The following is a 25890-nucleotide window of genomic DNA, read 5'->3' as shown; positions in this document are numbered from 1 at the left end:
TTATGCTTCCTTCTCTCTCGGCCAAAACCAAGAGAGAGGATAGGTTGCATTTAATTACGTAATGGTTTGCCTGTCTCTAATAAGTGACTGATACGAGCTTGAGTTGCTGGCGTTGCTGCTAAAGTAACAAAGGCTTCACGCTCTAATTTCAACATCCAAGCCTCATCAACCAGTGCCCCTTGATTGAGATTGCCACCACAAAGTACTTTTGCTAATTCAGTAGATAAGAAATAATCATGTTGGGAAATAAACCCGCCTTCTAGCCAATTTACTAAACCGGTTTGTAATCTAGCTAGTCCTTCAATTCCCGCAACTTTAAATTGTCTTGGTAAAGGGGGTAGATAATTTTCCGCATGCATCAATTTAATTTTGCTTAGCGCAGCATAAAGAACTTCATCTGCATGCATTACAAATGTATCGGTACTCCGTAAGTAACCCATTTGTTTTGCTTCAGCAGCAGAACCTGCTACTTGTGCCATAGCTATTTGTTGGAAGTAACTTTGAATGACGGTCATTAAATCAGCGTGAGGGATACTCGCAGCACGCATTGCCATTTCTTTGCATCCGCCACCTGCTGGTATTACCCCTACTCCAACCTCAACTAGGCCAGGATATGATTCAAAAGCAGCGACAACCGCATCACAATGCATCATGAACTCACAGCCACCACCTAAAGCACGCCCTCTTAATGCGGCAATGGTTGGAATGGAGCTGTATTTTAAACGCATAGCCCCTGCCTGGAATTGAGCAATCATGTCATCAAGCTCATGCATCTTATTATCCTGGATCAATTTCATAACATGGCGTAAGTCCGCTCCAGAACTAAAATTTGCAGCATCATGTTGATAAATAATAAGCCCTCGACATTGTTTTTCAGCGACATCCAAGGAGGCTTCTAAGCCATCTAAAACGGCCTGGCCTAACGTATTCGCCTTGCTTTTAAAACTAAGAACGGCGACGTCATCTTGTAAATGCCATAAACGGACCCCATCATTCTCATAAAGAACTGGTGTTGGATGTACTGGTTCTTTGATTACTCGATCAGGGAAAAACTGACGATTGTAAACAGGCAACTCACTTCGCGGTTGATAGTTATTTTTCTGAGGCGAATAAGCACCCTCTTGCTTATAAAATGCATCAACTTCAAAAAGCCATCCAGGTAATTGGGCTGAACTCAGAGTAACTTTTTCTTTAATTGCTTCACTAATAAATTGTGTTGTTTTAGCTAAATCTGATAATTGCCAAGTTTCAAACGGGCCTTGCATCCAACCAAAGCCCCAGCGAATAGCTAAGTCTACGTCTCGTGCGTTATCTGCAATCGCCTCGAGATGATAAGCACAATAATGGAATAAATCTCTAAAACAAGCAGCTAAGAACTTAGCTTGTTTATTACTAGAAGTCATCAAGCCTTGCATACGCGCAACAGGATCAGCATTTCCCATGATTGTTTTAAGCTCATCAGTTACTTCTGATTTTGATGGGCGATAGCTTGCTGATTGAATGTCATACACTTCGATAGCTTTACCATTTTTGCGATAAATACCCTGCCCTGACTTTTGGCCCAAATACCCCTCTTTGATTAATCCAGTTAGCCACTCAGGTAATTTAAAACTAGAGTGCCAAGGATCATCTTTTAATTGTTCTTGCATGGTGCGAACCACATGCTCCATGGTGTCTAAACCCACTACATCCATAGTTCGGAACGTTGCGGATTTCGGGCGACCTAATAAAGGTCCAGTCAGTGCATCAACTTCATCTAATCCCATATTCATGGCCGAAGCATGATGTAAAGTAGTCAATAGAGAAAATACGCCCACACGATTTGCAATAAAATTAGGCGTATCTTTAGCACGAACCACCCCTTTGCCTAAATAGCTGGTTAACCAAGCTTCTAAATGATCCACTAATTTTGCATCGGTTGTACTTGCAGGAATAAGTTCTGCAAGATGCATATATCGTGGCGGGTTAAAAAAGTGAACGCCACAGAAGTTTTTGCGGTGAGCTTCAGGTAATACAGAACACAGTGCATTAATACTAAGCCCCGAAGTATTACTGACTAAAATGGAGCGATTCGTTAAATGAGGTGAAATACGTTTGTATAAGTCTTCTTTCCAATCCAAACGTTCTGCGATTGCTTCAATAATTAAATCACACTCAGTCAGCTCAGCTAAATTTTGCTCGTAATTTCGAGCGTGTAACAATGCAGCTGTTTGTGCTGTAGCAAGAGGTGCGGGTTTTAACTTTGTTAAATTAGCAATTGCCTTATCAATTAAGGCATTGGCATTGGCATCTTTAGAAGGCAAATCATAGAGTAGAGTTTCTATTCCAGCATTGACGCAATGTGCAGCAATCTGTGCGCCCATAACCCCTGCACCGAGAACCGCAACTTTTTTTATGAAAAATGGTTCCTGCATTATTTTTCCCTCATTAATTAATGAATATCACTCACACTTAAGGCCCTGCAGCTGCAGGGCCAAATCATAGGGGCTGTAAAAGTCCCTAGCTTAGATTAAATTTAATACCCTGAGCTAATGGCAACTCATTACCCCAGTTAATGGTGTTGGTTTGACGACGCATGTATGCCTTCCAAGAATCTGAACCCGACTCACGTCCACCACCCGTATCTTTTTCACCCCCAAAGGCACCACCAATCTCAGCTCCAGAAGTACCAATATTGATGTTTGCAATTCCACAGTCACTACCCCATGCACTTAAAAAACGTTCTGCATGCTTTAAGTTTTGCGTGAACATCGCTGAAGACAAGCCTTGAGGAACATTATTATGCATCTCTATCACTTCATCTAAAGAACGGTATGACATCACATATAAGATAGGCGCAAAAGTCTCTTCTTGCACAATATCCCAATCATTTTTTACATTACAGACTAAAGTGGGCTGTACAAAAGACCCCGACTGATTTATGGCCTCGCCGCCAAAAACAATTTTGCCACCGGCTTCTTTAACGCGGGCAATGGTTTTTTTAAATTGTTCTACAGCATGCTTATCAATTAAAGGTCCCATTAAATTATTGCTGTCTAAAGGATCACCGATTGATATTTGCTCATACGCAGAGCGCAGTTTTTCGATAATAAAATCGTACTGAGACTCATGAACAAATAAACGTCGTGTTGTAGTACATCGTTGACCTGCTGTTCCCACGGCACCAAAAACAATTGCAGGAACCGCTAAATGTAAATCAGCTGACTCATCTAGAATAATGGCATTATTGCCCCCTAACTCTAAAATAGTCTTACCTAATCGGGAGGCAACTTTTGCAGCGACTAATTTTCCTACAGCTGTGGAGCCTGTAAAAGAAATCAGAGGAATGCGTTTATCATTGACCATTGCATCGATTACCCCATGGCCTTGCGGAATAATTAAACTAAAAATTTCTGGGCAATTATTGGCTTTTAAAACTTGATTACATAGATGTTGAACAGCGATCGCACAAAGTGGGGTCTTTTCAGAAGGTTTCCATAAAGTCACATTACCGCAGATTGCTGATAAAAACGCATTCCAAGCCCAAACGGCCACCGGAAAATTAAAGGCAGAAATAACACCAACAATCCCATAAGGATGCCATTGTTCATACATTCTATGATTTGGGCGTTCAGAATGCATGGAGTTACCATAAAGCATACGAGATTGACCGACTGCAAAGTCAGCAATATCTATCATTTCCTGAACTTCACCATCCCCCTCTTGCTTGGACTTACCCATTTCTAAAGAAACCAGGCTTCCAAGTAAATCTTTTTTCTCACGTAGAATTTGACCGATTTGTCTGATGATTTCCCCACGTTTTGGTGCAGGAACCATTCTCCATTCTTGAGCAGCACTTTGAGCACGGCTCATAACCTGTTCATAATCATCCATAGTGCAAGGAGCTACTTCAGCAAGTTTCTCATTGTTTGTTGGACAGAAAGAGGCAAAAGTATCCGCATGAACATTACTGTGCCAACCTTGGCCACTAAAAGCTCCGGCATTGGTATCTTGAATATGTAGTTGCCTTAATAATTCCATGTATAACTCCTTGAAAACTCTTTTTATAGAATAAAACGGGACTGACTTAGCTTGTAGCCCGTATACGACGATAGTCGTAATACGGGTTAGGTTATAGCCTTAAGCGTAATAACGGCCAAAGCGGTTTTCCAATACTGCCGATAATTGGAAATTTTCTTGATAGACTAGGCCTTTGTATTCATTAGCTTGCCCTAATACCAGGTCAACTACAGCACAAACACCAGAGGCCGTACTTACTTGAATTGCAGACCATTCTAAACCTGCAATGACTTGTGGGTATATTTTCTTCACATAGTTCTTTTCCGTCAGCTCACCACGTTTAATGCCTTCAACAGTAACATAAACGATAACGAGATCTTGATAAGTCTTAGGAATAGCATTTTCTAAAATACGCTTTAAGGTTCCTCTATCTTCATTTAGGCGTAAATCATTCATTAAGAACTTCATTTTTTGGCAATGGCCTGGATAGCGCATTGTTTTGTAGTTCATGGTATGAACTTTGCCAGCATACAGCTCAGCCAAACTACCTAGACCGCCTGAAGTGTTAAATGCTTCATACTCACAGCCATCAATTTGAATCGCTTCTAAACCTTCTAGAGGAGATAAAGTAACTTCCTTGCCATATTTAATACCATAGCAAAGATTACCGTACTCATTGATTACCCCGTCAGTTGACCAGGTTAATGAGTAATGCAATGCATTGTTTGCATTTTGTGGTAATGCGCCCACACGCATTTTAACATGGTGACACTCTTCAAATTCTTGCATTAGGCTATTTGCCGCAATACTAATAAATCCAGGAGCTAATCCACACTGAGGAACAAAGGCAGTTTCAGCATTTTTAGAGATAGCTTTTACTGCATCAGTAACCGATGTATCTTCAGTTAAGTCAAAATAATTGGCTCCCGCCGCTTTAGCAGCTGCAGCAACATGTGTATTTAGGAAGTAAGGTAAACTTGAAATAACCGCCACAATATTATTCTTTTCCATATAAGCTGTTGTGGCTTGTTCATCAGTAACATCTAAGGCTACTGTTTTTACTTTGGGTAAAGCACTGAGTAGTCGCTTTACATCAGACCCATTAAAATCAACATCGACTAAATGGACTTGATAAGAGCCGCTTTCCGTTAATAAACAGGCAATTAAACTACCAATTTTCCCTGCACCCGTAATCATGACATTGTACATATAAATCCCTCTCCATTGTAAGTCGGGGATAATCCTACACAAAAACTCGCTAATTGCAAAGTGAGCTGTGCTAATCTATATTCAAAATAGCCTTTTCAAATTTCTTGACCTGAAAACAGTACTCCTTTATCTTATGATTTTCCAATTTTATGATAGCATATGAAGCAAACTGCTTTAGCCAATTCCATTCCACTAGGTACTTCCATACACATTGGATATATTAAATATTTATTGACGCTCATTCTTGGGCTTGTAGCGGCATTAGGTTTCGCACCCTTTCATATGCCAGGATTAACTATTTTAAGCCTGGCCTTTTTATATGCCAGTCTAAAAAACTGTTCTAAAAAACAAAGTTTTTATCTAGGCTTTTTTTATGGAATCGGGTACTTTGGCTTTGGCGTTTCTTGGGTTATTGTCAGCATTCACGACTATGGCCAATTAAATTATTTACTTTCAGGATTAGTGACCTTAGTTTTTATTATGTATCTATCGCTCTTTCCTGCATTGGTTACTTATTCGTTCATAACTCTGGAATTTAAGTTCAACAAGTTATTATCTGCTGTACTTTTTGCCGTTCTATGGTGCATCAGTGAATATCTGAGGGCAACGTTATTTAGTGGCTTTCCTTGGTTATTTGTAGGTACTGTACTTATTGATACTCCAATTAAATTCCTAATTCCACTTTTAGGAATTTATGGCTTGAGCTTGGTATGTGCCTTCCTTGCAGCTTTCTTGGTGCTTACCGTGCAGGAAGAACACTCCAGCAAACGCAATGCCTATGTAATTGTTTTTATCCTCTTGATGCTTAGCCCTTTTGCATTCAAAAATATAAGCTGGACTCAAGTGCAAAAAGAGCCCATAACTATTGGTGGAGTCCAAGCAAACTTATCTATGCGGGATAAATGGGATGAAACATTATTTTGGAATTTGTTAAAACATTATGAACAGGCAATCAATAAGCTATTGGGCAAACAATTAATTATTTTACCCGAATCAGCACTACCCCTTCCCGCCAGTTATTTAGATAAATATTTACATAAACTCAATGAGAAGGCCATAAAAGCAAATAGTGCCCTCATGTTAGGCATATTACAACCTACGAATGACAGTGAAGCTAATTACTATAATTCAGTGATCACTCTCGGTGCCGGAAAAGGAAAAGTGCTAAAGAGACAACTGGTGCCTTTTGGTGAATATATTCCCAAACCCTTACAAACAATTAATCGTTGGTTTAATTTACCCGATGCCAATTTAGTACCAGGGAAAATTCACCAGTCATTAATTAAGGTGGCTAATCATCCAATAGCTAGCCTTATTTGCTATGAAATTGCTTATCCTTATCTTCTGCGAATGCAAATGCCAGAAGCTCAATGGATTGTTTCGATCAGTGATAATGGGTGGTTTGGACATTCCCTTGCCAGCTATCAGCAACTGCAAATGGCACAGATTTTGTCTATCCTTACAGGCCGCTATCAGGTCGTAGTGAATAATGATGGGCTATCTTCGGTAATTAATGCCAGTGGTGATATAACCGAAATGCTTCCTCCCTTCAGTGCTGGAATTTTGCAAGGCAGCATTTATCCTGCCGAAGGCATAACCCCGTGGATTAGGTGGAGTGAAATGCCTACATTTATCTTTTGTGCGGTGTTTTTATCATTTACTTTGTTGATGTTTTTTCGAAGGAAGGCATAATCAGTCCGAATTAGGGCAGTCCTAATACAGGTGGTTGTACCCCAACGTCCCGCATTAGACTGCGCTAGGGCGGACTACGCTCTGAAGAACCTCCTTTTACCCGTTCTCCTAACGTGATGCCTATAAAATGTCAAGAGATTTTTATGCATGTGGCAACCCGATTATCTATTGCTGGCAAGGACAAGAGGAGTTATGCTTAGCGATCTTAAAGTTACTTACTAAATAATATTGACCCATGGATAATACCTATATACCACAAGAAGTTGAGGAACAAGCTCAACAGTATTGGCATAAAAAACAGTCTTTCAATGTTTCTGAAGATTTAAACAAAGAGAAATTCTATTGTTTATCCATGTTTCCCTATCCCAGTGGAACATTACACATGGGGCACGTTCGTAATTACACCATTGGTGATGTGATTGCACGTTATCAACGGGCCTTAGGTAAGAATGTACTGCAGCCAATTGGTTGGGATGCCTTTGGCCTACCAGCCGAGAATGCTGCGATAAAAAATGGCATTCATCCTGCTGAGTGGACTAAACAAAATATAGAATCAATGAAAAAGCAATTTTTACGCTTAGGCAATGCCTATGATTGGCGTCGTGAAATTTGCACCTGTGCTCCTGAATACTATCGTTGGGAACAATGGTTTTTTATTCGCTTATTTGAAAAAGGTTTAGTTTACAAAAAAAACGCGGTTGTTAACTGGGATCCGGTAGACCAAACTGTACTTGCAAATGAACAAGTAGTTGATGGTCGTGGTTGGCGTTCTGGCGCATTAGTTGAACGAAAAGAAATTTCTCAGTGGTTTATTAAAATTACCGCCTATGCCGATGAATTATTAAGTTCTTTGGATACTTTAGATGAGTGGCCTGCTCAAGTTAAGCAAATGCAGCGCAATTGGATTGGTCGTTCCACAGGAACAGAAATCCATTTCAACGTAAATAATTACCCTAAACGTTTGAAAATCTATACCACTCGCCCCGACACATTAATGGGCACAACCTATCTTGCAGTTGCCAGCGATCACCCTATTGCGAAAGAAGCAGCTACTCATAGCCAAGAAGTAACCGACTTTATTGCCAGCTGTCAGGGCACTAAAATGGCCGAGGCTGAACTAGCAACTATGGAAAAGCGTGGAATTGCAACAGGCATGACTGCAATTCATCCAATTACCGGCGAAGAGCTTCCGATCTGGATCGCCAATTTCGTATTAATGCAATACGGTTCTGGTGCGGTAATGTCTGTTCCTGCTCATGATCAAAGAGATTGGGAATTTGCGCAAAAATATAACTTAGCAGTCAAGCAAGTAATTAAGCCTGCTGGTGATGTCGATCATGATTTTAAAAAATCAGCATACACCGGCGAAGGTACTTTAATTAACTCCGGTCAATTTGATGGAATAGATTCAATTGCAGCAATTTCGACTATTACTAGCTTCCTTGAAGAAAATGAAGCAGGTAAAGCAACTATTAATTACCGCTTGCGTGATTGGGGTGTTTCCCGACAAAGATACTGGGGTACACCTATTCCAATGATCCTTTGTGAACAATGTGGTACTGTTCCGGTTCCAGATTATGATCTGCCTGTAGTTTTACCTGAAAATGTATCGTTTACTGGCACAGGCTCACCCTTAGCTCAGTGTCCAGAATTCGTTAATGTCCCCTGCCCCAAATGCGGACAGGATGCTTGTCGTGAAACGGATACCTTTGACACCTTTGTTGAGTCATCCTGGTATTACGCACGCTTTGCATGTAAAGGCCAAGAAAATGCCATGTTAGATGATCGCGCTAAATATTGGACCCCTGTAGACCAATATGTTGGTGGAATTGAACATGCAGTCATGCATTTACTCTATGCTCGCTTTTTCCATAAGCTGATGCGCGATGAAGGTTTAGTGAATTCGGACGAACCATTTAAAGCGTTATTAACTCAAGGTATGGTATTAAAAGACGGCCATAAAATGTCGAAATCTGTTGGTAATATTGTTGATCCAAATCAACTTATTGACACTTATGGAGCAGATACAGCGCGTTTATTTGTTATGTTCGCCTCTCCTCCAGAGCAATCACTTGAATGGTCTGATGCAGGAGTTGAAGGAGCTCATCGTTTCTTAAAGCGTGTTTGGGCTTATGCCTATCAACATATTAATATGTTTGTCGAGATCAATGACATTATCCTTGGTGGCAACGGGCATGTGAACTGGCAGCAGGCAGATAGCCGCTTGAAAAAATCACGCCATGTGGTACACCAAACTCTTGCGCAAGCAACTCATGACTATGATCGCAACCAATTTAATACAGTTGTCTCGAGTTGCATGAAGCTATTTAATGAAATTTCAGCATACTCTATAGAAACTGAAGAAGATAAATTCTTTATTCACTCCAGCATGAGTATCTTACTACGCTTGCTTGCACCAATAACCCCTCATATTGCACATCATTTATGGCAGCAATTAGGCTTTGAAAAAGCGATTATTGACGCCAATTGGCCTAGGGTTGATAAGGGCGCATTAAAGACTGAGGAAGTCGATTTTGTAGTCCAAGTTAATGGGAAACTCAGAGCACAATTTACGGCAAATGTTGATACCGCTGAAGATGTTTTAATTGAGGCAGCAAAAGAACATGCTCATGATTTTATCACGGGTAAAACCGTTAAAAAAGCAATTGTAGTAGCACACCGACAATTGATTAACCTGGTCGTGGCCTAATGAAAAAACTATTCATACCACTGATGCTAAGCCTCCTGCTCTGTGCATGTGGCTTTCATTTACGTGGTATGATGAATGTACCTACCTGGCTCAATGATATTGCAATTGTTGCCAAAGAGCAGGATAAAGAGCTCATTTCCATACTTCAGGCTCAATTAGAAGGTTACAATATTCATGTGGAATCAGATCCAGCTCTAGCTAAATACTGGTTAATCATTAACCGAGAGCTTATTTCACGTCAAATTGTGAGTGTGGGTGCAAGTACTAATCCCAGGCAATTTACGGTAACGTTACTCATTGAATTTATGTTGCAAACCCGTAAGGGAAAAATACTAAAAGTACCAAAACAAGTTCAAGTTACACGGCAAATTACCATAAACAATGATCGTATTCTGGGCTCCACCGATGAAGAAACCATTTTAATAAGTGAGATGAAGCAAGACGCAGCCATTCAGCTGCTTAACCAACTCAGTCATCGTGATGTAGAAATAAATACCAATGGAATTCAGCCTGTTAATTAATATGAAATGCTATGCAAATTAAACAGCAAATGCTTGCCCAGCAGCTACAAAAAAAAATTGCTCCCTTCTATATGCTGATTGGACAGGATACTTATCTTCTTGATGATTCATTAAGCACCATAAAAACTGCTATTAAAAAAGATTATGAGTGTGATGAAAAACTCATATCCATTCAATCTGCTGATGACTGGAATAATGTCCTTGAAGAGGCAAATAGCTACTCCTTATTTTCCGACGCCATCTTATTGAATATTTACTTTGATAAAAAATCACTGGATGCAACTGGGAAAAAAATTATCACCAGCTATTTAAATTCTGTTAATACGCGCTGTTTTATTATCATTCGCGCACCTAATATACCTGCAAAACAATTGCAGTGGTTAGCCTCACATGAACAAGTGGTTCTTTCGGTAGCCTATCCATTAAATCCTGCGAATATGAAGAGTTGGATTGCAACTCAGCTGAGAGCTAATGCATTTAGCTTCGACCCTCTAGTGCCTGAGGTAATTCATCATTACACACAAGGTAATATGCTTGCTTGCGCGCAAGTCATTGAGAAGTTGATATTAACCTACGCGCCAAATGATAAAATCAGTGTGCAACAAGCCCAAGAACAATTATCAGATCAATGCGATCATAATTTGTTTGAATTAACGGAAGCTTGCCTATTGGGTAACGCTGCGCAAGCTATTCCAATTTTAAGGCACGCAGCAAACAATAAAACAGAAGCAACTTTAATCTTGTGGATGCTCGCCCAAGAAGTAAGACTCATGCTTCAGCTCACTCATTTACTACAACAACAAGTAGATATTAAAAGTGCCTGTAGCCAATTAAAAATATGGCCTCAACGTTTTAGTCATTATCAAGCAGCCGGCAAACGGTTAAATAGAGCTGAACTCCAACGGTTGCACCAATATTGTTACCTAATCGATGAGCGCATTAAATCAAGTTTTAGCAGCCAAATATGGAATGCACTGGAAAATCTTGCTCTGTCACTATGTCTGGGGAAGTTAGTAGGTGACACATGGAGCATATAGCAATTTTTGGTGGCACCTTTGATCCGATTCATAATGGACATTTGCAAACAAGTTTAAGCATTCAATCCTCTTTTAAATTCGATACTTATTTTTTTTTACCATGCAAAGTTCCAACAATAAAGCCACCCACCTTTGCCAGTAATGCTCAGCGCATCAAAATGCTCGAATTAGCCATAAAGGACTATCCCCATTTTAAATTAGATTTACGCGAAATAGAACGCGATACCCCCTCCTATATGGTCGAGACACTACAAAGCTTTAGAAACGAATATCCAAGCGCATCAATTACGTTAATTATTGGTTACGATGCTTTTATTTCACTGCCTAAATGGCATCAATGGGACAAACTTATTACTTTAGCGAATATTTTGGTGATTAATCGTAATGAATTTGTCCAGAATAGAGTCCCAGAGCTAATACAACAATTCTTAATGAATTATCAATGTAAGGAAAAATGGGCCTTGTTGAACAGTAAAGCTGGTACTGTACTTATGTTTGATGCGGGTCATTATGAGATTTCTTCTACGATGATTCGCGAAGAGATTAAAAATGGAAAGGATGTTGGATTTAAAATCCCTAAAGAAGTCTATCAGTACATTAAACACGAAGGATTGTATGAGATAGAAGAATTTAAATAACTCATGAATGCCCTTTAATGACCTCCATTGGTTCAACCAAATGATAATTACTAAAACGTCCCCAATACCTTGCGGTTGCCTTGATCAAATCCGGTTCAAGATAGGGACGAATACTGAATTGGCTTGAAAAAGCGCCCAGCACCAATAATTTAACCTCGATAAATTTATCAATATTAATAAATACATTTGGTTTAAAATCCACGGTGCTTGACGGAGATAAGTAACAATACAAATTGGGGATTTTTCTGCATGCCGTGATCGTTGCTTGATGAGCATTACGATGATCCTGATGACTGTCATGAAATGAATGCGTATAAATATGTGTAGGTTGTACTTCTTGCACTATTTTTTCAATAAATTGAATAGTGCTCGCTGCATGATTAATATCAGTATCAGTAAAATGTCCCATAAATAAGTGCGCATTTTGAATTTCTGAAGCCCGCTGCGACTCTTGCTTTCTAATTGAAGAATCCCCTCCAACCTCCCCCATACTTAACGTGAGAATATTCAGAGAATCTCCGTCAGCTCGATGCTTTGCTAAGGTGCCCGCGCAACCAAACTCGACATCATCAGGATGAGCTCCTATTGCAAGCACTATTTTTTTCCCTTTTAAACGTCTATTTCTCGACTCTTCGGCTAACGTCAAGGCTTTAAAAACAAATTCGTTTTCTTGTAGAGGTTTAAAAAATAAACCATCGGCGTGATTTTGCATGGCAGAAATAATAAAGTCCACCTTTTTGTCTTCTGTAACAATAAGTAATGAGGTTTCTGGATTTGCATTTTTTACCATTACGGTAATATCCAAATCATCCATTTCCGGTGAATTCATGTCGGTAATGACTAGATCCCAATCAGCAATCGCGACTTTCTTTTTGCAGTCGTCAATATCCAATACATGAGTTACTTCCGCTTTGTTTTCTAACCAACTTAAAATGCTACGAGCCACATTGACATTGGGTTCGATGAGTAAAATTTTATAAAGTGGTTTATCCATAACATACCCAGAATTTAAAAATTTTAAGCCATGTTATAGATAAGTATAGAAGAGAAAAAATATAATTCACCTTGTATTTATTTTGCCCCCTAATATTGATTGGCGCTAGTTTTAAGACGGAGATAGTGCCTTCCATTCATCAGGAGCAAAAAAACATTCCGTCCAATAACGAACAACCATTAACTCTTTAAACGGTAATAAGTGTGAAGTAAACGGCTTATTTAACAAGTCGTCAATTAATAGCTGAGGGATATCAATTCCTGCTGCGCTAGTTAATGGTAAAGTTCCTGGGAAACGAGGATTAATTTCTAATAGCTTAAAATTCCCTTTTGCATCGGCTTTAAATTGCACGTTAGCCACATAAGTAATTCCTGCTTTTTGAGCAATATCAATGGCCATCATGGATAATTGTGGATTAATACAGGTTCGTGCTGCAACTGCGATGCCAGAATCAATTTTCATACGTAAACGGGGGACGGCAGCTATTGGATGGCCAGTGCTGTGAATATAGATATCAACAGAATACTCATCCCCAGGGAGTAGCTCCTGAACCAGATAACTACCATCATCAGGTAACATTTTAAAATCATCGATGCCATTAATGATCATGGCACCACTAGAGCCCGCACCCCGACGTGGTTTAGCGAAACAAGGAAATTGCAATCGTGTAATATCAAGCTTCGATGTAAACAAACTGAATTCGGGTGTATAACCGGTGCTTTGACAATAAGTTAACAAGGAGTATTTGTCACGACAACGTTCTAATGCGTCCACTGAACTAAGAGGTATTTTGATGCCATACTCATCAAATTGCTTTGCCTGTAATGCCAAATGGCTCAACTCACAATCTACAGTAGGAATAAGCAATTCGATTTGATGCTTTTGACATTCATAAAGCAATATAGATGGAAACTGTGGTGAATTACCAGCAGGAATGATCAGTCTTCGTGCTGGAGGAACTAAATACAAGCCCGCGGCACAAGGATCAATATCAGCCATGTAAATCTCATGCTCTCGGTTAAGACTTTTCCAAACACTAACGGCTGCCGCACCACCAGCCCCGGTTAATAGTATTTTCATTATTTTTCTCTCTATGCGACGGCGTTATCTTCAGTTTAGCTCATTACTTGCTACACACTGCATCAGCCCCAATATATACGCCAGCCTGCGGCAAAAATAGTGATATTATTAAATTCATAATGCTCCACAGACCCCTCTATCGCCTGATGTTTAAACGTAGGGAAAATAAGGCGTCCATGATAACCCCAAAATTTTTGCGTCGTATTATAAGAGGCACCTACATCATAAAAAGCAGAATTTGCAAATTCTTTACTTAAGTCAATAGAATAAGTAGTATTTTGGCCACCTATTTGTTGATTTCCCCAAAAACCTGTTGCACTGATGTTGAAGGGAAGCAAGGTATAATATGTCAGGCCTGAAAAATAAAGTTGGTTGTTCCATGGTGAAGGAAATCCAGCCCAAAAACCACCAAACCACTGTAAGGAATTAAGTAAGAAAATATTGCCTGTGCCACCAACACGTGACTCTATAGGTAAATTATTATGCTGTCGAAAATCATAATTGATTCCCCAGCCATATTTACCAGGAAGTTGGCGTTGATAAGCAAGAAAAATACTGTTATTGGGCAATATCGTTGGTTCAACAGTCAGATCCAAATTTAATTGCTGGCTGTTATGGGTAGCAATACCAATAATCCTATCCGTAGCATTAATATCGCTATACCCATAAAGCACACTACTGTTTGATTGTTTGTCGAGTACCCGATATTGTCCCTGATTAAAACTTGCCATATAACGCGTGGAATTATTCAGCTGCTCTAACCCCATTAATGAATCGCTATTTTTAGGGTTAAGTTGCAAAGCCTTATTAAAATAAGCACGCGACTGTTTGAATTTTTTATTAGTCATTTGTAGACGCCCCATGCCATTTAAAGCATCTACATCATTAGGATTTATAGTCAACAATTGACTATAAATAAGATTCGCAATATGGATATGGTATTGTGCGGTTTCAACGCGCGCAGCCCCTAATAATGCGGGGCGAGATTTGGGGTTTTTAGTCAACAACGCGTCATATTCAGCTTGTGCCTTTTTTAATTGCAAAGACCACTCATAGGTTAATGCTAATTCTTGTGCAGGTACGGAATTATTACTTGATGCAGCATTTTTAGCACGTTGAAGCCAACGTATTGCCTCAGGGTAATTCTTTTGTGAGCGAGCTAATAATCCATGCAATAAATAGACTTGGGCATCAGGATGCTTTAATTGGTCACAATAATTCAGAATTCGCTGTACCTCGTTCACGCGAGGATTTTTAGCGTTGACCAATAGAAGCCCCGCAGCCGTATTGCAAGGAGATAACTTTGCTGGGATCGCTTTGTGTTGCAAGGGCTGACTTACTACTTTGCTTAAGTTAAGTTGTTCTAAACCGATTTTAGCATCGACATTTCCCGGCTCCAGATCCAACACCTGATCAAAATAACGTTTCGCTTCGGCATAATTTTTTTCCATCATGTAAATACGGGCTAAACCGTTTAAGGCATCTAGATCCTTAGAGTTTTTTTGCAGTAAGCGTGTATAAATGTGTTGGGCTTCAGCACTATTTTTTTGCGACATATCAATACGTGCTTTACCAAGCAAAGCAGGACGTAAATCAGGATGAATAGCCAAAAGCGTCTCATAAATACTCTTTGCGGTTAAATTAAAATGCGACCATTCATAAGTTACAGCCAATTCTAGGGCTGGTACTGGGTTATCAGGCGAAGCCGCATTCTTTGCCTTTTTTAACCATTCTATAGCCTGAGGATACCTTTTTTGTACACGCTCATTTAATCCCTGCAACAACAATACTTGCACATCAGTATTTTTCTCACGGGCACAATTTAAGAGAATTTGTTGCACTAATAATAGTTGTGGAGGAGATTGGTTAATTAATTTTAACCCTTGAGCCGGATCACAAGTAAAAATTGGGGCAATGGCGGAGTCTAATTTCGCAACTTGTTCATTCAGCAGATTAACCTGCTTCATGCCAATTTGTGCATCGACATTACCTGGTTGCATGGTTAAAACCTGATTAAAATAAAGCGCTGCCTCATCATATGTTTTATAAGCCATCATAACTCGCCCCATTCCATTTAAAGCATCAGGATCTTTAGGGTTTACGCTTAATAGCTTTTTATAAATGTTAAGGGCGCTCTCCAGATGATCATTTGCTGTTGCTGTACGAGCCAAGCCCAGCAACGCGGGGCGAGAGTTAGGATTTCTCGCTAAAACTTGCTCATAAATGGGTTGCGCATTATCAGGCTGATTTGCCCATTCATAAGTGACCGCCAATTCTAATGCAGGAATATCATTAGTGTTTGATGCCGTTGCTCTAGCTTGTTTTAACCAAGAAATTGCCTCTGAATAATGATTGTTTTTCATACCTTCTTTTCTGGCTAATAAGCCATGCAACAGCAAAACCTGAACATCCTGGGGCATGCTTTTATCACAGGCTGAGAGTATCGTTTTAATTTGCAGAAAAGGTGGGTTTTCTTGATTTAATAAGGTAAGACCCTGGTTGGCATTACACACTGAGGATCCATTTTCCGCCCTTAATAAACAAGTTTGGCCAAGCATAAAAAGTATTAGACTGTATTTAAACCAAATCATTTTCATGATAATCCATAATATCGATGTAAAATACAAAAAATAATTAAAATCGTAAGCATCACCACTTCATAATAAAATAACCGACGCTCTTCTTTCTGATCAGCAGCTAGGATCGTGTGAAAATCATAAGCTACCACTAATGATTTTTTTTTCGGCTCTACTTTGCCAGTCTTTATGGTTTTATTCCATTTCATTTCGCGATGAAAAAACTGCACAAGATAAGCGCATAAGGTAATAACACAAAGCAATGGCCCATAACCAACTATTAAAAGTAATGGGTTGGTAATTTTTTGCGAAACACCCGCCCTATCCAAACGATAAAGAATCCAAGCAAAAAACATACATAAAGAAATCCAACTATTAGCCCAAAGCAAAAAATAATGGTCATAAATATATACTAACTCTGTGGAACAATACTGATGAATAAGCAAAGTCGCGTGATCTGGAAAAACGGCAACCAACATATTTATTAAAGAAATTAATCCCGGAAACATTATTCCTTCAAACCAGACTCGTTTTGCTGTTTTGGGATCAACACAAAAACCATAAAAAGTTGTAAATAAATAAGTAGCAAAGCTAATTAAAGAAAAAATACGGAAAAACTGCCAAGATAATGACGCATTTAAAAAATAGAGGGCATTAAGCGCTATTGAGGTAGTAATCATAATTAGGGGCATCAAAACTGTGCTAAACCAAATCAAGCCAAAAAAAATACCACCTAATCCACCAGGAGTACTGGGACGGAACCATATTTTTTTAAACTTATTAATAATCTGTACATTCCCCTCTGCCCAGCGAAATCGTTGTCGCCAGAGACTGCTTATATCACCTGGCTCTTCGGCAATTGCGATTGCATTTCCATCAAAAAGAACTTTATTTCGATGTAATTGAGTTTTAAATGTTGTGTAGGTATCTTCAACCAAAGTTGAGGTATCAATTTTACCCCCAAGCTGCTCAATATTTGCCCTTGTATGCAGTTGCGCTCCTCCTGCCAAACATGCCATAACTCCAAGAACATTCTGCGCGCGTCGTGTTGCGGCCTGGGCAACTATGTATTCAAATCCTATACTCCGCGTCATTATATTACCTGGATTTTGTCCTTCCTTTATATAGGCCGTCACGGCGCTAATATGAGGGTCAGCAAAATGGCGGGTCATTCTTCGCAAGGAATTTTTTTCAAACATGACATCCGCATCAATAATCATAATCGCTTCTGCCCAGGAATCGCTTAGTATAGTTTTTAAACCATGGTTAACTACTGCAGCCTTGCCAAAATCGATTTTTTCAATACGTCGAATGTTAAAAACATGATCAGGGTATTCTTGGCTTTTAGCGGCCAGAATTTGTGGTGTTTTATCGCTACTAACATCATCTATGGCATAAACTCGTAAACATTCGTAGGGATAATTCAAGCTCATTAAACTATCGATACTAAAACCAATCACATCTTCTTCATTCCAAACTGGAATAATAATTGCTACCCTAGGAGTATAATTTTTACATTGTGAGTAGTGATTTTTTAATCCATGGATACCAACCAAGAGAAATTGAAGAAATAAAGTAATAACCGGGACAACCCCCAGTAGCGCTAAAAAAGATAAGAAATTAATTAATCCAACCATAGATTAAGATTCATCCTGTGAAATCGCACTCTATCTCATAAACCTTAGCGTTCATGAAGATGTTATTTTTTAACTTGTCACCATTACGAATGTATACCGTGAACAGTTATTCATTTGAATAACAAAACTGCGGTTAGTCTATCAGGATTATATAGAAAGGAAACCTGGTTGGATACAACCAGGTCATATTAACTACTCAGATTCAGTTGGATTTTTAAGGATGAGGAATAGAATCAATGATATTACCGATATTCCCTGAAACCGCATCCATTGATTTCATTTGATTAAGCACGATAGGAATATAACCAGAAATCCAGTTCACTACAGGCTGTAATTTATTACAAACCACTGAGCTTTGGGTATAAGGCTGATAAGGCAAGGAGGTCATTTTTAACACCGCCAATACTAATGACACCATTAAAACCCCTCTTCCAAAACCAAAGCACCCTCCCAAAATCTTATCAATACTGCTTAAGCCAGAACGGCGAAGCATAAGACCTAGGATAAAATTAATTACCGCTCCAGCAAACATCACACCAATAACAATAATCATAAACGCTGCGGCGGTACGCGCTGTTTGGTTTCCTATGAACTGTGATAACCAGGGTGTCAAGCTTTGAGAATAGTTATATCCCACCCATATGGCAACTATCCAAATACCTAAAGCAATAACTTCTTTTATTACCCCACGAAACAATCCAGTTATCGTAGATAATCCAATCATCACTATAAGAATTAAATCTATCCATTGAAATTGCATCACTAGCTGACTCCAGTATTGACCACAAATCCATTTAATTGCATCGCACTTGCCAATTGAGTTTTCAACCTAACTACGTTGTCTCGAATTGGAGAATGCCCAACATATACCTTATAAATGGCTCCATTTCTTCCTGCTACACGAGCATAACTCGCTTTATATCCTTTACCTTGCAATTTATGTACCAAAGCTTCTGCATTAGCTAGTTTTGAAAATGATGCAAGTTGGACTGCATAGATATCTCGTTTTACAGCAGGCTTTTTAGCAACTATGTGGGGCACTACCGGTTTTACCGGCATTTTAGGTTTAACAACGTCTACTTTACGCTTAATAACTTGTTGTGCAGCAACCTGAACTGGTTTAACTACTGGCGTGGCAGGTTTAACAATGGTTTTTTCAAGTTTTGCCTGAACAACTTGAACTTCTTTATGTACAGTGGTTTGTACCGCATTGTTTAATGCAAGTTCAATTGGTTTTTCCATTGCAGCCGTGGCTGGAGTTTGCTCCACCTTGGCAACAGGCATGCTCAATTCTTCATTAACTGGGGCTGAAGTAATAAAATCGTCTTTAATTGTTTTTTGAGGAGCCGCCGATTTAATATTAACCTTAGCTATTTTAATCGTTTTAAACATTTGTTCTTCATCAGTAACGGCAACATTTGGAGCAACGGGTTTAGGGGGCAATTGAACATTAACACTAAGGTTATTTTCTAAACGTTGACTTGATTTTTTCATCATAGCAGGCAAAAAAATTGCTCCCAATGATAAAATCACAGAGATACCAACTAAGCGATGTTTTAATTTCTCATTGATTACCAGTTTCATCGAACCTCCTAATTAGACTGAACAGCCATTATATGACCCACAGTAAAAAATGACCCATAAACAACGATTAAATCACCCGGTTTTGCCTGATCTAATGCGGCTTTAAAGGCAAGAAATGGCTCATTATAACAAATTTTCGCATAAATTTCTGCATCCTTAAAATAAGAAAGCAATAAATTCGCACTAGGGGCGCGTTTAACATCTAATTGAGCAGGATACCAATAATCAACATAATCCTTTAATGGTAAGATTAAACCCAGAATATCTTTATCTTTTAAAGCTGAAAAAACAGCATGAACCGTCGCTTTTTTACCATAGCGCACCAAAGTTTTAGCTAATAATCGTGCAGATTGCGGATTATGAGAGACGTCATAAAGAACATCAACGATCCCCTTCTGCAATTGCAAACGACCAGGTATAAAAATATTCTCCATCGCCTTGTGCAGATGCTCGTAAGAAACAGGAAGGCTATGGGCTAATACAAGCGATGCCGTAATTGCGGCTGCAGCTGATTTCAGCTGTATTGCTGGTGTTGGTAAATCATTTATTTGTGTGTCACCCCACCGAACACTCCAAACGAGCTCACTTTCTTCAAATGAAAAATCCTTACCTAAATAATAAGCAGAAACAGACAAGCCTGTAGCCACTTCGACGATACTTGAAGGTGGATTCTCGTCGGCATAAATAAATGGTTTTCCGCTACGAAGAATACCCGCTTTTTCATAACCAATAGCTTCTAGTGTATCCCCTAGAAAGTCCTGATGATCCAAATCAATGGTGGTAATAATTGACAGATCCGCATCGATAATATTGGTTGCATCCAAACGCCCCCCTAAGCCAACTTCGAGGATAATAATATCAACTTGCTCTTTGTGGAAATACCATAATGCAGCGAGAGTTATAAATTCAAAATAAGTTAATATCGTATCCTGACGTGTTAATTCAATTAATGTAAAAGCCTGGCATAACATATCATCAGTTATGGGCATTAAACCAACACGAACACGCTCATTAAAATGAATAAGATGTGGGGAAGTATAAGCCCCTACTTTATAACCTGCCGTATGATAAATATGTTCTAATGCCGTTACTGTTGAACCTTTTCCATTCGTTCCTGCAACGGTAATTACTTTACAATTTGGCTTCAGTAATTGTAATCGCTCCGCAACGATCTGAATTCGAGTTAAACCTAATTGAATTTCGTTGATATTTCGAGTTTCGAGATCAGATAGCCATTCAGCTAAGATCCATTCGTTATAGGGCTTAAACAAAAAATACTCCTAGCTGGTGGCAATAATAGATAGGGTATACGCTCTATGGCTAATCTTAAGCGAATTAACGCGGATTAACCGCGGTAATTCGAGAATATTGAGAACCCTCAGCCTTACTGTAATCAGCACGCCGAATCTAAACAGATTAATTTTTTCGAGTCAGTTTCGACACCAATTCTGAAATTAACGGACGAAGCTCTTTTCGTTGTACAATCATGTCAATATGGCCATGTTCCAAAAGAAACTCACTGCGTTGAAAACCTTCCGGCAAAGTTTGTCGTACTGTCTGCTCAATTACTCTTGGACCAGCAAAACCAATTAAAGCATTAGGTTCTGCCATAATCACATCCCCTAAACTTGCAAAACTCGCAGATACACCACCCATAGTAGGATCCGTCAGTACCACAATAAAAGGAAGTCCAGTTTCAGCAAATTTTGCTAATGCCGCGGAAGTTTTAGCCATCTGCATTAAAGAAAATAGACCTTCTTGCATACGCGCACCACCACTAGCAGTAAAACAAATGTAAGGACGATGTTCTTCTGTAGCTACAGAAACCGCACGCACAAATTTTTCACCAACCGTAGCCCCCATTGAGCCACCCATAAAGTTAAACTCAAAAGCTCCTACCACAACAGGTTGTTGCATTAATGTACCTTTAACAATAATTAATGCTTCCTTTTCACCCGTAGCTTTTTGAGCTTGAGAAATTCTGTCTTTATATTTTTTGGAGTCTCTAAACTTAAGCCTATCAATTGGCTCTAATGATGCAGCGATTTCCTCTTGACCTGTTTCATCGAGAAACTGTCCAATACGAACGCGTGCTGAAATTCTATGATGAAAATTACATGAAGGGCAGACCATTAAATTCTTGGTCAGTTCGGTACTGTATAGAACCTCATTACAGCCAGAACATTTAAGCCATAAACCTTCCGGTACCCCTTTTTTCTGCGAGGTATCAGTATTTACTCTTGATGGTAATAATTTTTTTAACCAACTCATAAATTGGAACCCATTATTTATAGAACCTTAGTCATAAAAAAAGCAGCTTTCCCTATTATAGGGAAAATGTACTGCTTTTTTCGCTAATATTATACACATAAAAAAATATTCTGAAATCGTATCCTGTGAAACGGTAAGTTCATTACCATAATATACTATTAGAGTAAACATATTTTCATTAATATTTTTCTCGAAGACCAAATAAAGCACAACAACGCAACCCATTAATTTTATTAATCATTTTTTTTATTTTTTTTAAAAATTTTCCATTTTTTTCCTAAAGTTTTTTGCATCATGGCCGATAAACATCTTGGGAACAGGAAGCTCATACAAAAATGAAATTCTTGATTACTAAACGGAAAAAAAATCCCACACAGGGACCAAGTCTGAGGAGACTATAAATATGGCTCAAGTTATTAATACCAACGTATCGTCGCTATTAGCACAGCGTAACTTATCAAAAAGCAGTGATGCAATGTCTACAGCAATTCAAAGACTTTCATCTGGCTTAAAAATCAATAGTGCAAAAGATGACGCTGCAGGTCTTGCAATTTCTACATTAATGACAGCTCAAATTAATGGTGTGAATAAAGCAGCTCAAAACTCTAGCGATGCAATTTCTCTTGCGCATATTGCTGAAGGCGGTATGGGTTCAGCTATTGACAATTTACAAAAAATGCGTGAGTTGTCTGTACAAGCCGCAAACGGTACTAACAGTTCTGCTGACCGTTTGGCATTACAAGATGAAGTGAGTCAGTTAATTAGCCAGATAAATGATATTGCAAACGACACGCAATTCAACGGTCAAAGCATTATTAACGGTGCATTTTCAAGTACTACATTCCAAGTAGGCGCTAACGCAAACCAAACTACTTCTTTTGGAATTGATAGTATTTCAGCTAGTTCTATAGGCTTCCTTGCACAAGCTACTGGTACTAACGTAACTACAGCTACTGCTACTGACATCACAATTGGTATGGCAGGTACTCCAGGAACTAAAACGATTGCTTCTTCTGCCCTTTATGCTACCAGCATTACTGGTCAAGGTGGTGGTTCTGCATTCGCGAAAGCTGCGGCAATCAATGCAGCAAACGTTAATGGTTTATCAGTTACTGCAGAAACTAAAGGTACTACTGGTGCCCTAACTTTTGCTGGTGGCGCTTATGATTTAGACATCAATGGTATAACCATATTCAACGGTGATGATACTGCCTTAACTGCGACTACATTGAATGATTTGATCAACAGCCAATCATCACAAACTGGTGTTGTAGCTTCTTTAGACGCAACTGGTACTATTGTTACTTTAACTGCTGCTGATGGCCGTGATATTACTGTAACAGAAACAGGGGATACTCCATTAACAGCTGCAGGTTCATTTACATCTGGTACTGCGTTAACCGGCACATTAACAATGACTGGTGACAACGTAATTTACTTAGGTGGTACTATTGCTGACTTAGGATTTACTTCCGGTACAATTATGACTGATACCAGCGGTATTGATACTTTGGACATTAGTACTCAAGCAGGTGCAACAACAGCAATCCAAAGAATTGACTCAGCAATAGCAAGCATTACTGCTAACCGTGCTGCTATGGGTGCTATGGAAAACCGCTTTGAAGCAACTATTGCTAACTTAGAAAACATTTCTGATAACACTCAAGCTGCTCGTAGCCGTATCCAAGATACTGACTATGCTGCTGAAATGGCAAATTTAACTAAGAACCAAATCCTGCAACAAGCTGGAACTGCAATGTTGGCACAAGCAAACAGTATGCCACAATCTGTTCTTTCATTATTGAACTAATTGTAGGTATTTTAAATCGAAGTACAGGCTACTGTACTTCGATTTTTATTTATTGCCCTAACAACTTATATATCTATTGCTATGGGAATAGGAATAATAAATGACAATTGAATCAATCCCCCCAACAAATAAAATGTTACAAGCTGACTTCGTAAAGCTTAATGACAAAAATATTAAACCTATGACAAAAAGTTCGACTTCCACAGAGAATTTAGATACTGACGTGAAGCAAACAATTGATAATGTAACTGGTTTATTACAAAGCATTGTAACGCTAAAAATTTCAGATAAAGTACTACGTAAAATACCTTCCGATGAATACTTGCATTTATTAAGTTTACTTGATGAAATAGTTCAGGGATCCGTTAACAAACGGGTTTAAATGAATGATCTGCTTTTGAATAAATAACCAACATAAGAATAATAATAAGGGACATTATGGGCTTATCATCACCAGGAATAGGATCCGGACTCGATATTAAAGGCATGGTAGATGCTATGGTTAAGGCGGACGTAGCAAGTGCGCAAGCCCGTCATGATAAAAAATTAACTTTTGCTAACGCAGAGATTTCCGCTATTGGACAAGTCAAAAGCATTTTATCTAATTTGCAAACGACGCTAAATAATTTATCTAATCTGAGCCAAATCAATAAAATGAAAAGCTCGATTAGCGATGCTAAATATTTTGATGCAACAATTACCAATCAGGCTCAACCGGGGACTTACCAAGTTCAAGTACAATCCCTAGCCCAATCCCAAAGCCTTTCCAGTGCTTATTTTGCCAATAGTGCTACCTCTATAGGAGACGGTACGATTACTTTTAATTTCGGTACCTACAGCAGTGATCTAAGTACTTTTACTGCAAACGCCGAGGTAAATCCATTAACGATTACCATTGCACCAGGAAGCGATAGTCTCCGTGCAGTTTGTGATGCAATCAATACAGCTGATGCTGGCGTAAGTGCCTGCATCATACAAGATAGCTTAGGTGCTCGATTAAGTCTTACCTCCTCTGATACAGGAGAGAACTATGCGATGCAAATTACTAGTGATATCGCAGCTTTGAATTATGATCCAACAACAAGTAACACGTCACTAACACAAAATTTAGCAGCACAAAATAGTGTCGTGCTCATTAATGGCATGACAATAAATCAAAGTACAAATCAACTTAAAGATGTGCTTTCAGGAATTACTCTTAACTTAAAAGAAGTTACCACTGGTTCGAACATTAGTTTAACAGTTTCAAACAACCAGGAACATCTAACAACCTGCATTAACGACTTTATCAAAAAATATAACGAATGCATGGCGTTGTTAGGTAGCGCAATTGGATATGACGCGGAGACACAAACCAGTGGATTTTTCCAGGGTGACTCTCAAATCAAAGGTTTGAAGCAAAACATGCAGCAACTTATAAGCAGTTTTACTCCACCCAGTGGAAGTCCTTTTCAATCACTTACAGACATCGGGATTACCACCAAAAAAGGTGGTGCACTGGAGTTAGATCAAGATAAGTTCAAAACAGCACTCAACAAAAACTTTGAAGCCATTGGCGCTTTATTTGCAAAATCCATCACAGCAACAGATCCCAATATTCAAATTAACTCTATGGATACTAAAGTTGCTGCGGGAAGTTATGAGATTTTTTTAACTGATTTTGTTCCTGGAGTGAGTTTATCAGGACGTATTGGAGATCTTCCTGGAATTTCTACTGATGGTGTTACCATGACAGGAGCAGGGAAATTAAATACTTTATCAATTAACGTGCTTGCGGGTGGAACAGGTGATCGTGGTCAAATCATTGTTAATGATGGGGTTGCAGTCCTGCTCGATAAGATACTTGATGGGTATGTCGGTGATAAAGGCGAGTTTGAAGAACGAACAGATTCATTAAATAAAAACGTAAATCAGTTAAATAAAGAGCAACAAAAAATTGATGATAAAAGTAAGATGCTAGAGCAGAAATATCTAAAACGATGGAATGCTGTTGATCTGCTTATTTCAAAACTACAAGATACGAGCGGTATGCTTAGTCAGGTTCTGGCTAATTTACCCAAACTAAAGAGTAAAGATTAAACCTATAAATAGTTGGCTCACTTAGGATCACGCAGGCCAACTTACACACGGAC

At 38.9% G+C, this 25890-nt stretch carries 19 protein-coding genes; 8 read left to right on the top strand and 11 right to left on the bottom strand.

Translation table 11 applies throughout. The annotated features are described in order from the left end of the window. Nucleotides 1–50: 50 nt before the first annotated feature. From E1P08_RS00150 to E1P08_RS00140, 3 genes are all read right to left on the bottom strand, one after another. Complete coding sequence (locus E1P08_RS00150; protein WP_133135009.1) at nucleotides 51–2414, bottom strand: 3-hydroxyacyl-CoA dehydrogenase/enoyl-CoA hydratase family protein; 2364 nt, start codon at nucleotides 2412–2414, stop codon at nucleotides 51–53. An 85-nt stretch (nucleotides 2415–2499) separates the two neighbouring features. Beyond that, entirely contained in the window at nucleotides 2500–4020 is a 1521-nt protein-coding gene (gene amaB / locus E1P08_RS00145; RefSeq protein ID WP_133135008.1) for an L-piperidine-6-carboxylate dehydrogenase, read from the bottom strand. A gap of 99 nt (nucleotides 4021–4119) precedes the next feature. Then, on the bottom strand, nucleotides 4120–5208 hold the full coding sequence (locus E1P08_RS00140; RefSeq protein WP_133135007.1) for a saccharopine dehydrogenase family protein: 1089 nt from the start codon (nucleotides 5206–5208) through the stop codon (nucleotides 4120–4122). A 159-nt stretch (nucleotides 5209–5367) separates the two neighbouring features. Between E1P08_RS00140 and lnt the strand changes: the two genes are divergently transcribed. The 5 genes from lnt to nadD all read left to right on the top strand — a co-directional run bounded on the left by lnt (nucleotide 5368) and on the right by nadD (nucleotide 11806). After that, nucleotides 5368–6900 (top strand): apolipoprotein N-acyltransferase, encoded by a 1533-nt coding sequence (lnt, locus tag E1P08_RS00135; protein ID WP_133135006.1) that lies wholly within the window; start codon nucleotides 5368–5370, stop codon nucleotides 6898–6900. A 235-nt stretch (nucleotides 6901–7135) separates the two neighbouring features. Then, nucleotides 7136–9610, top strand: coding sequence for a leucine--tRNA ligase (gene leuS, locus E1P08_RS00130; RefSeq protein WP_133135005.1), 2475 nt, complete (start codon nucleotides 7136–7138; stop codon nucleotides 9608–9610). Next, nucleotides 9610–10131 (top strand): LPS-assembly lipoprotein LptE, encoded by a 522-nt coding sequence (locus tag E1P08_RS00125; protein WP_242602327.1) that lies wholly within the window; start codon nucleotides 9610–9612, stop codon nucleotides 10129–10131. The genes leuS and E1P08_RS00125 overlap by 1 nt, the downstream gene beginning before the upstream one ends. A gap of 11 nt (nucleotides 10132–10142) precedes the next feature. Further along, nucleotides 10143–11168 (top strand): DNA polymerase III subunit delta, encoded by a 1026-nt coding sequence (gene holA, locus E1P08_RS00120; RefSeq protein WP_133135004.1) that lies wholly within the window; start codon nucleotides 10143–10145, stop codon nucleotides 11166–11168. Beyond that, on the top strand, nucleotides 11156–11806 hold the full coding sequence (nadD, locus tag E1P08_RS00115; RefSeq protein ID WP_133135003.1) for a nicotinate-nucleotide adenylyltransferase: 651 nt from the start codon (nucleotides 11156–11158) through the stop codon (nucleotides 11804–11806). Before holA ends, nadD begins: the two co-directional genes overlap by 13 nt. A gap of 1 nt (nucleotide 11807) precedes the next feature. On the opposite strand, the gene E1P08_RS00110 is transcribed toward nadD, so the two are convergent. The 8 genes from E1P08_RS00110 to accD form a co-directional block, all read right to left on the bottom strand. After that, nucleotides 11808–12800: a PIG-L family deacetylase gene (locus E1P08_RS00110; protein WP_133135002.1), complete on the bottom strand. Its 993-nt coding sequence runs from the start codon at nucleotides 12798–12800 to the stop codon at nucleotides 11808–11810. A 111-nt stretch (nucleotides 12801–12911) separates the two neighbouring features. After that, entirely contained in the window at nucleotides 12912–13880 is a 969-nt protein-coding gene (locus tag E1P08_RS00105) for an ATP-grasp domain-containing protein (RefSeq protein ID WP_133135001.1), read from the bottom strand. Between the two features lie 62 nt (nucleotides 13881–13942). Further along, the gene (locus E1P08_RS00100; protein WP_133135000.1) at nucleotides 13943–16477 is read right to left on the bottom strand and encodes a tetratricopeptide repeat protein; all 2535 of its coding nucleotides are present in this window, start codon (nucleotides 16475–16477) and stop codon (nucleotides 13943–13945) included. Then, a complete protein-coding gene (locus E1P08_RS00095) occupies nucleotides 16474–18093 on the bottom strand; it encodes a glycosyltransferase family 2 protein (protein ID WP_133134999.1) in 1620 nt (539 codons plus the stop codon). Before E1P08_RS00095 ends, E1P08_RS00100 begins: the two co-directional genes overlap by 4 nt. A 214-nt stretch (nucleotides 18094–18307) precedes the next feature. Continuing rightward, on the bottom strand, nucleotides 18308–18853 hold the full coding sequence (locus E1P08_RS00090; protein ID WP_133135958.1) for a CvpA family protein: 546 nt from the start codon (nucleotides 18851–18853) through the stop codon (nucleotides 18308–18310). A 2-nt stretch (nucleotides 18854–18855) separates the two neighbouring features. After that, on the bottom strand, nucleotides 18856–19677 hold the full coding sequence (locus tag E1P08_RS00085; RefSeq protein WP_133134998.1) for an SPOR domain-containing protein: 822 nt from the start codon (nucleotides 19675–19677) through the stop codon (nucleotides 18856–18858). A gap of 8 nt (nucleotides 19678–19685) precedes the next feature. Further along, nucleotides 19686–20948 (bottom strand): bifunctional tetrahydrofolate synthase/dihydrofolate synthase, encoded by a 1263-nt coding sequence (gene folC, locus E1P08_RS00080; RefSeq protein WP_133134997.1) that lies wholly within the window; start codon nucleotides 20946–20948, stop codon nucleotides 19686–19688. 145 nt (nucleotides 20949–21093) lie between these two features. Further along, a complete protein-coding gene (gene accD, locus E1P08_RS00075; protein WP_133134996.1) occupies nucleotides 21094–21948 on the bottom strand; it encodes an acetyl-CoA carboxylase, carboxyltransferase subunit beta in 855 nt (284 codons plus the stop codon). 403 nt (nucleotides 21949–22351) lie between these two features. Here accD and E1P08_RS00070 point away from each other — a divergent pair, with 403 nt between their 5' ends. From E1P08_RS00070 to fliD, 3 genes are all read left to right on the top strand, one after another. Then, nucleotides 22352–23758, top strand: coding sequence for a flagellin N-terminal helical domain-containing protein (locus E1P08_RS00070; RefSeq protein WP_133134995.1), 1407 nt, complete (start codon nucleotides 22352–22354; stop codon nucleotides 23756–23758). Nucleotides 23759–23858: 100 nt separating this feature from the next. Further along, nucleotides 23859–24140 (top strand): hypothetical protein, encoded by a 282-nt coding sequence (locus E1P08_RS00065; protein ID WP_133134994.1) that lies wholly within the window; start codon nucleotides 23859–23861, stop codon nucleotides 24138–24140. Between the two features lie 56 nt (nucleotides 24141–24196). Further along, entirely contained in the window at nucleotides 24197–25837 is a 1641-nt protein-coding gene (gene fliD / locus E1P08_RS00060) for a flagellar filament capping protein FliD (protein WP_133134993.1), read from the top strand. Nucleotides 25838–25890: the final 53 nt, after the last annotated feature.

This window comes from Legionella rowbothamii (assembly GCF_900639985.1).
In the GTDB taxonomy this organism is placed as follows: Bacteria; Pseudomonadota; Gammaproteobacteria; order Legionellales; family Legionellaceae; genus Legionella; species Legionella rowbothamii.
This window is presented reverse-complemented; position numbering and strand designations above follow the sequence as displayed.

Excerpts from the sequence above, each read along its gene's own strand:
- lnt (WP_133135006.1), top strand. The coding sequence starts at position 5,368 with ATGAAGCAAACTGCTTTAGCCAATTCCATTCCACTAGGTACTTCCATA.
- E1P08_RS00070 (WP_133134995.1), top strand. The coding sequence starts at position 22,352 with ATGGCTCAAGTTATTAATACCAACGTATCGTCGCTATTAGCACAGCGT.
- leuS (WP_133135005.1), top strand. The coding sequence starts at position 7,136 with ATGGATAATACCTATATACCACAAGAAGTTGAGGAACAAGCTCAACAG.
- E1P08_RS00150 (WP_133135009.1), bottom strand. The coding sequence starts at position 2,414 with ATGCAGGAACCATTTTTCATAAAAAAAGTTGCGGTTCTCGGTGCAGGG.
- E1P08_RS00105 (WP_133135001.1), bottom strand. The coding sequence starts at position 13,880 with ATGAAAATACTATTAACCGGGGCTGGTGGTGCGGCAGCCGTTAGTGTT.
- E1P08_RS00085 (WP_133134998.1), bottom strand. The coding sequence starts at position 19,677 with ATGAAACTGGTAATCAATGAGAAATTAAAACATCGCTTAGTTGGTATC.
- E1P08_RS00140 (WP_133135007.1), bottom strand. The coding sequence starts at position 5,208 with ATGTACAATGTCATGATTACGGGTGCAGGGAAAATTGGTAGTTTAATT.
- amaB (WP_133135008.1), bottom strand. The coding sequence starts at position 4,020 with ATGGAATTATTAAGGCAACTACATATTCAAGATACCAATGCCGGAGCT.
- fliD (WP_133134993.1), top strand. The coding sequence starts at position 24,197 with ATGGGCTTATCATCACCAGGAATAGGATCCGGACTCGATATTAAAGGC.
- E1P08_RS00065 (WP_133134994.1), top strand. The coding sequence starts at position 23,859 with ATGACAATTGAATCAATCCCCCCAACAAATAAAATGTTACAAGCTGAC.
- E1P08_RS00100 (WP_133135000.1), bottom strand. The coding sequence starts at position 16,477 with ATGAAAATGATTTGGTTTAAATACAGTCTAATACTTTTTATGCTTGGC.
- E1P08_RS00110 (WP_133135002.1), bottom strand. The coding sequence starts at position 12,800 with ATGGATAAACCACTTTATAAAATTTTACTCATCGAACCCAATGTCAAT.
- nadD (WP_133135003.1), top strand. The coding sequence starts at position 11,156 with ATGGAGCATATAGCAATTTTTGGTGGCACCTTTGATCCGATTCATAAT.
- E1P08_RS00095 (WP_133134999.1), bottom strand. The coding sequence starts at position 18,093 with ATGGTTGGATTAATTAATTTCTTATCTTTTTTAGCGCTACTGGGGGTT.
- E1P08_RS00125 (WP_242602327.1), top strand. The coding sequence starts at position 9,610 with ATGAAAAAACTATTCATACCACTGATGCTAAGCCTCCTGCTCTGTGCA.
- accD (WP_133134996.1), bottom strand. The coding sequence starts at position 21,948 with ATGAGTTGGTTAAAAAAATTATTACCATCAAGAGTAAATACTGATACC.
- E1P08_RS00090 (WP_133135958.1), bottom strand. The coding sequence starts at position 18,853 with ATGCAATTTCAATGGATAGATTTAATTCTTATAGTGATGATTGGATTA.
- holA (WP_133135004.1), top strand. The coding sequence starts at position 10,143 with ATGCAAATTAAACAGCAAATGCTTGCCCAGCAGCTACAAAAAAAAATT.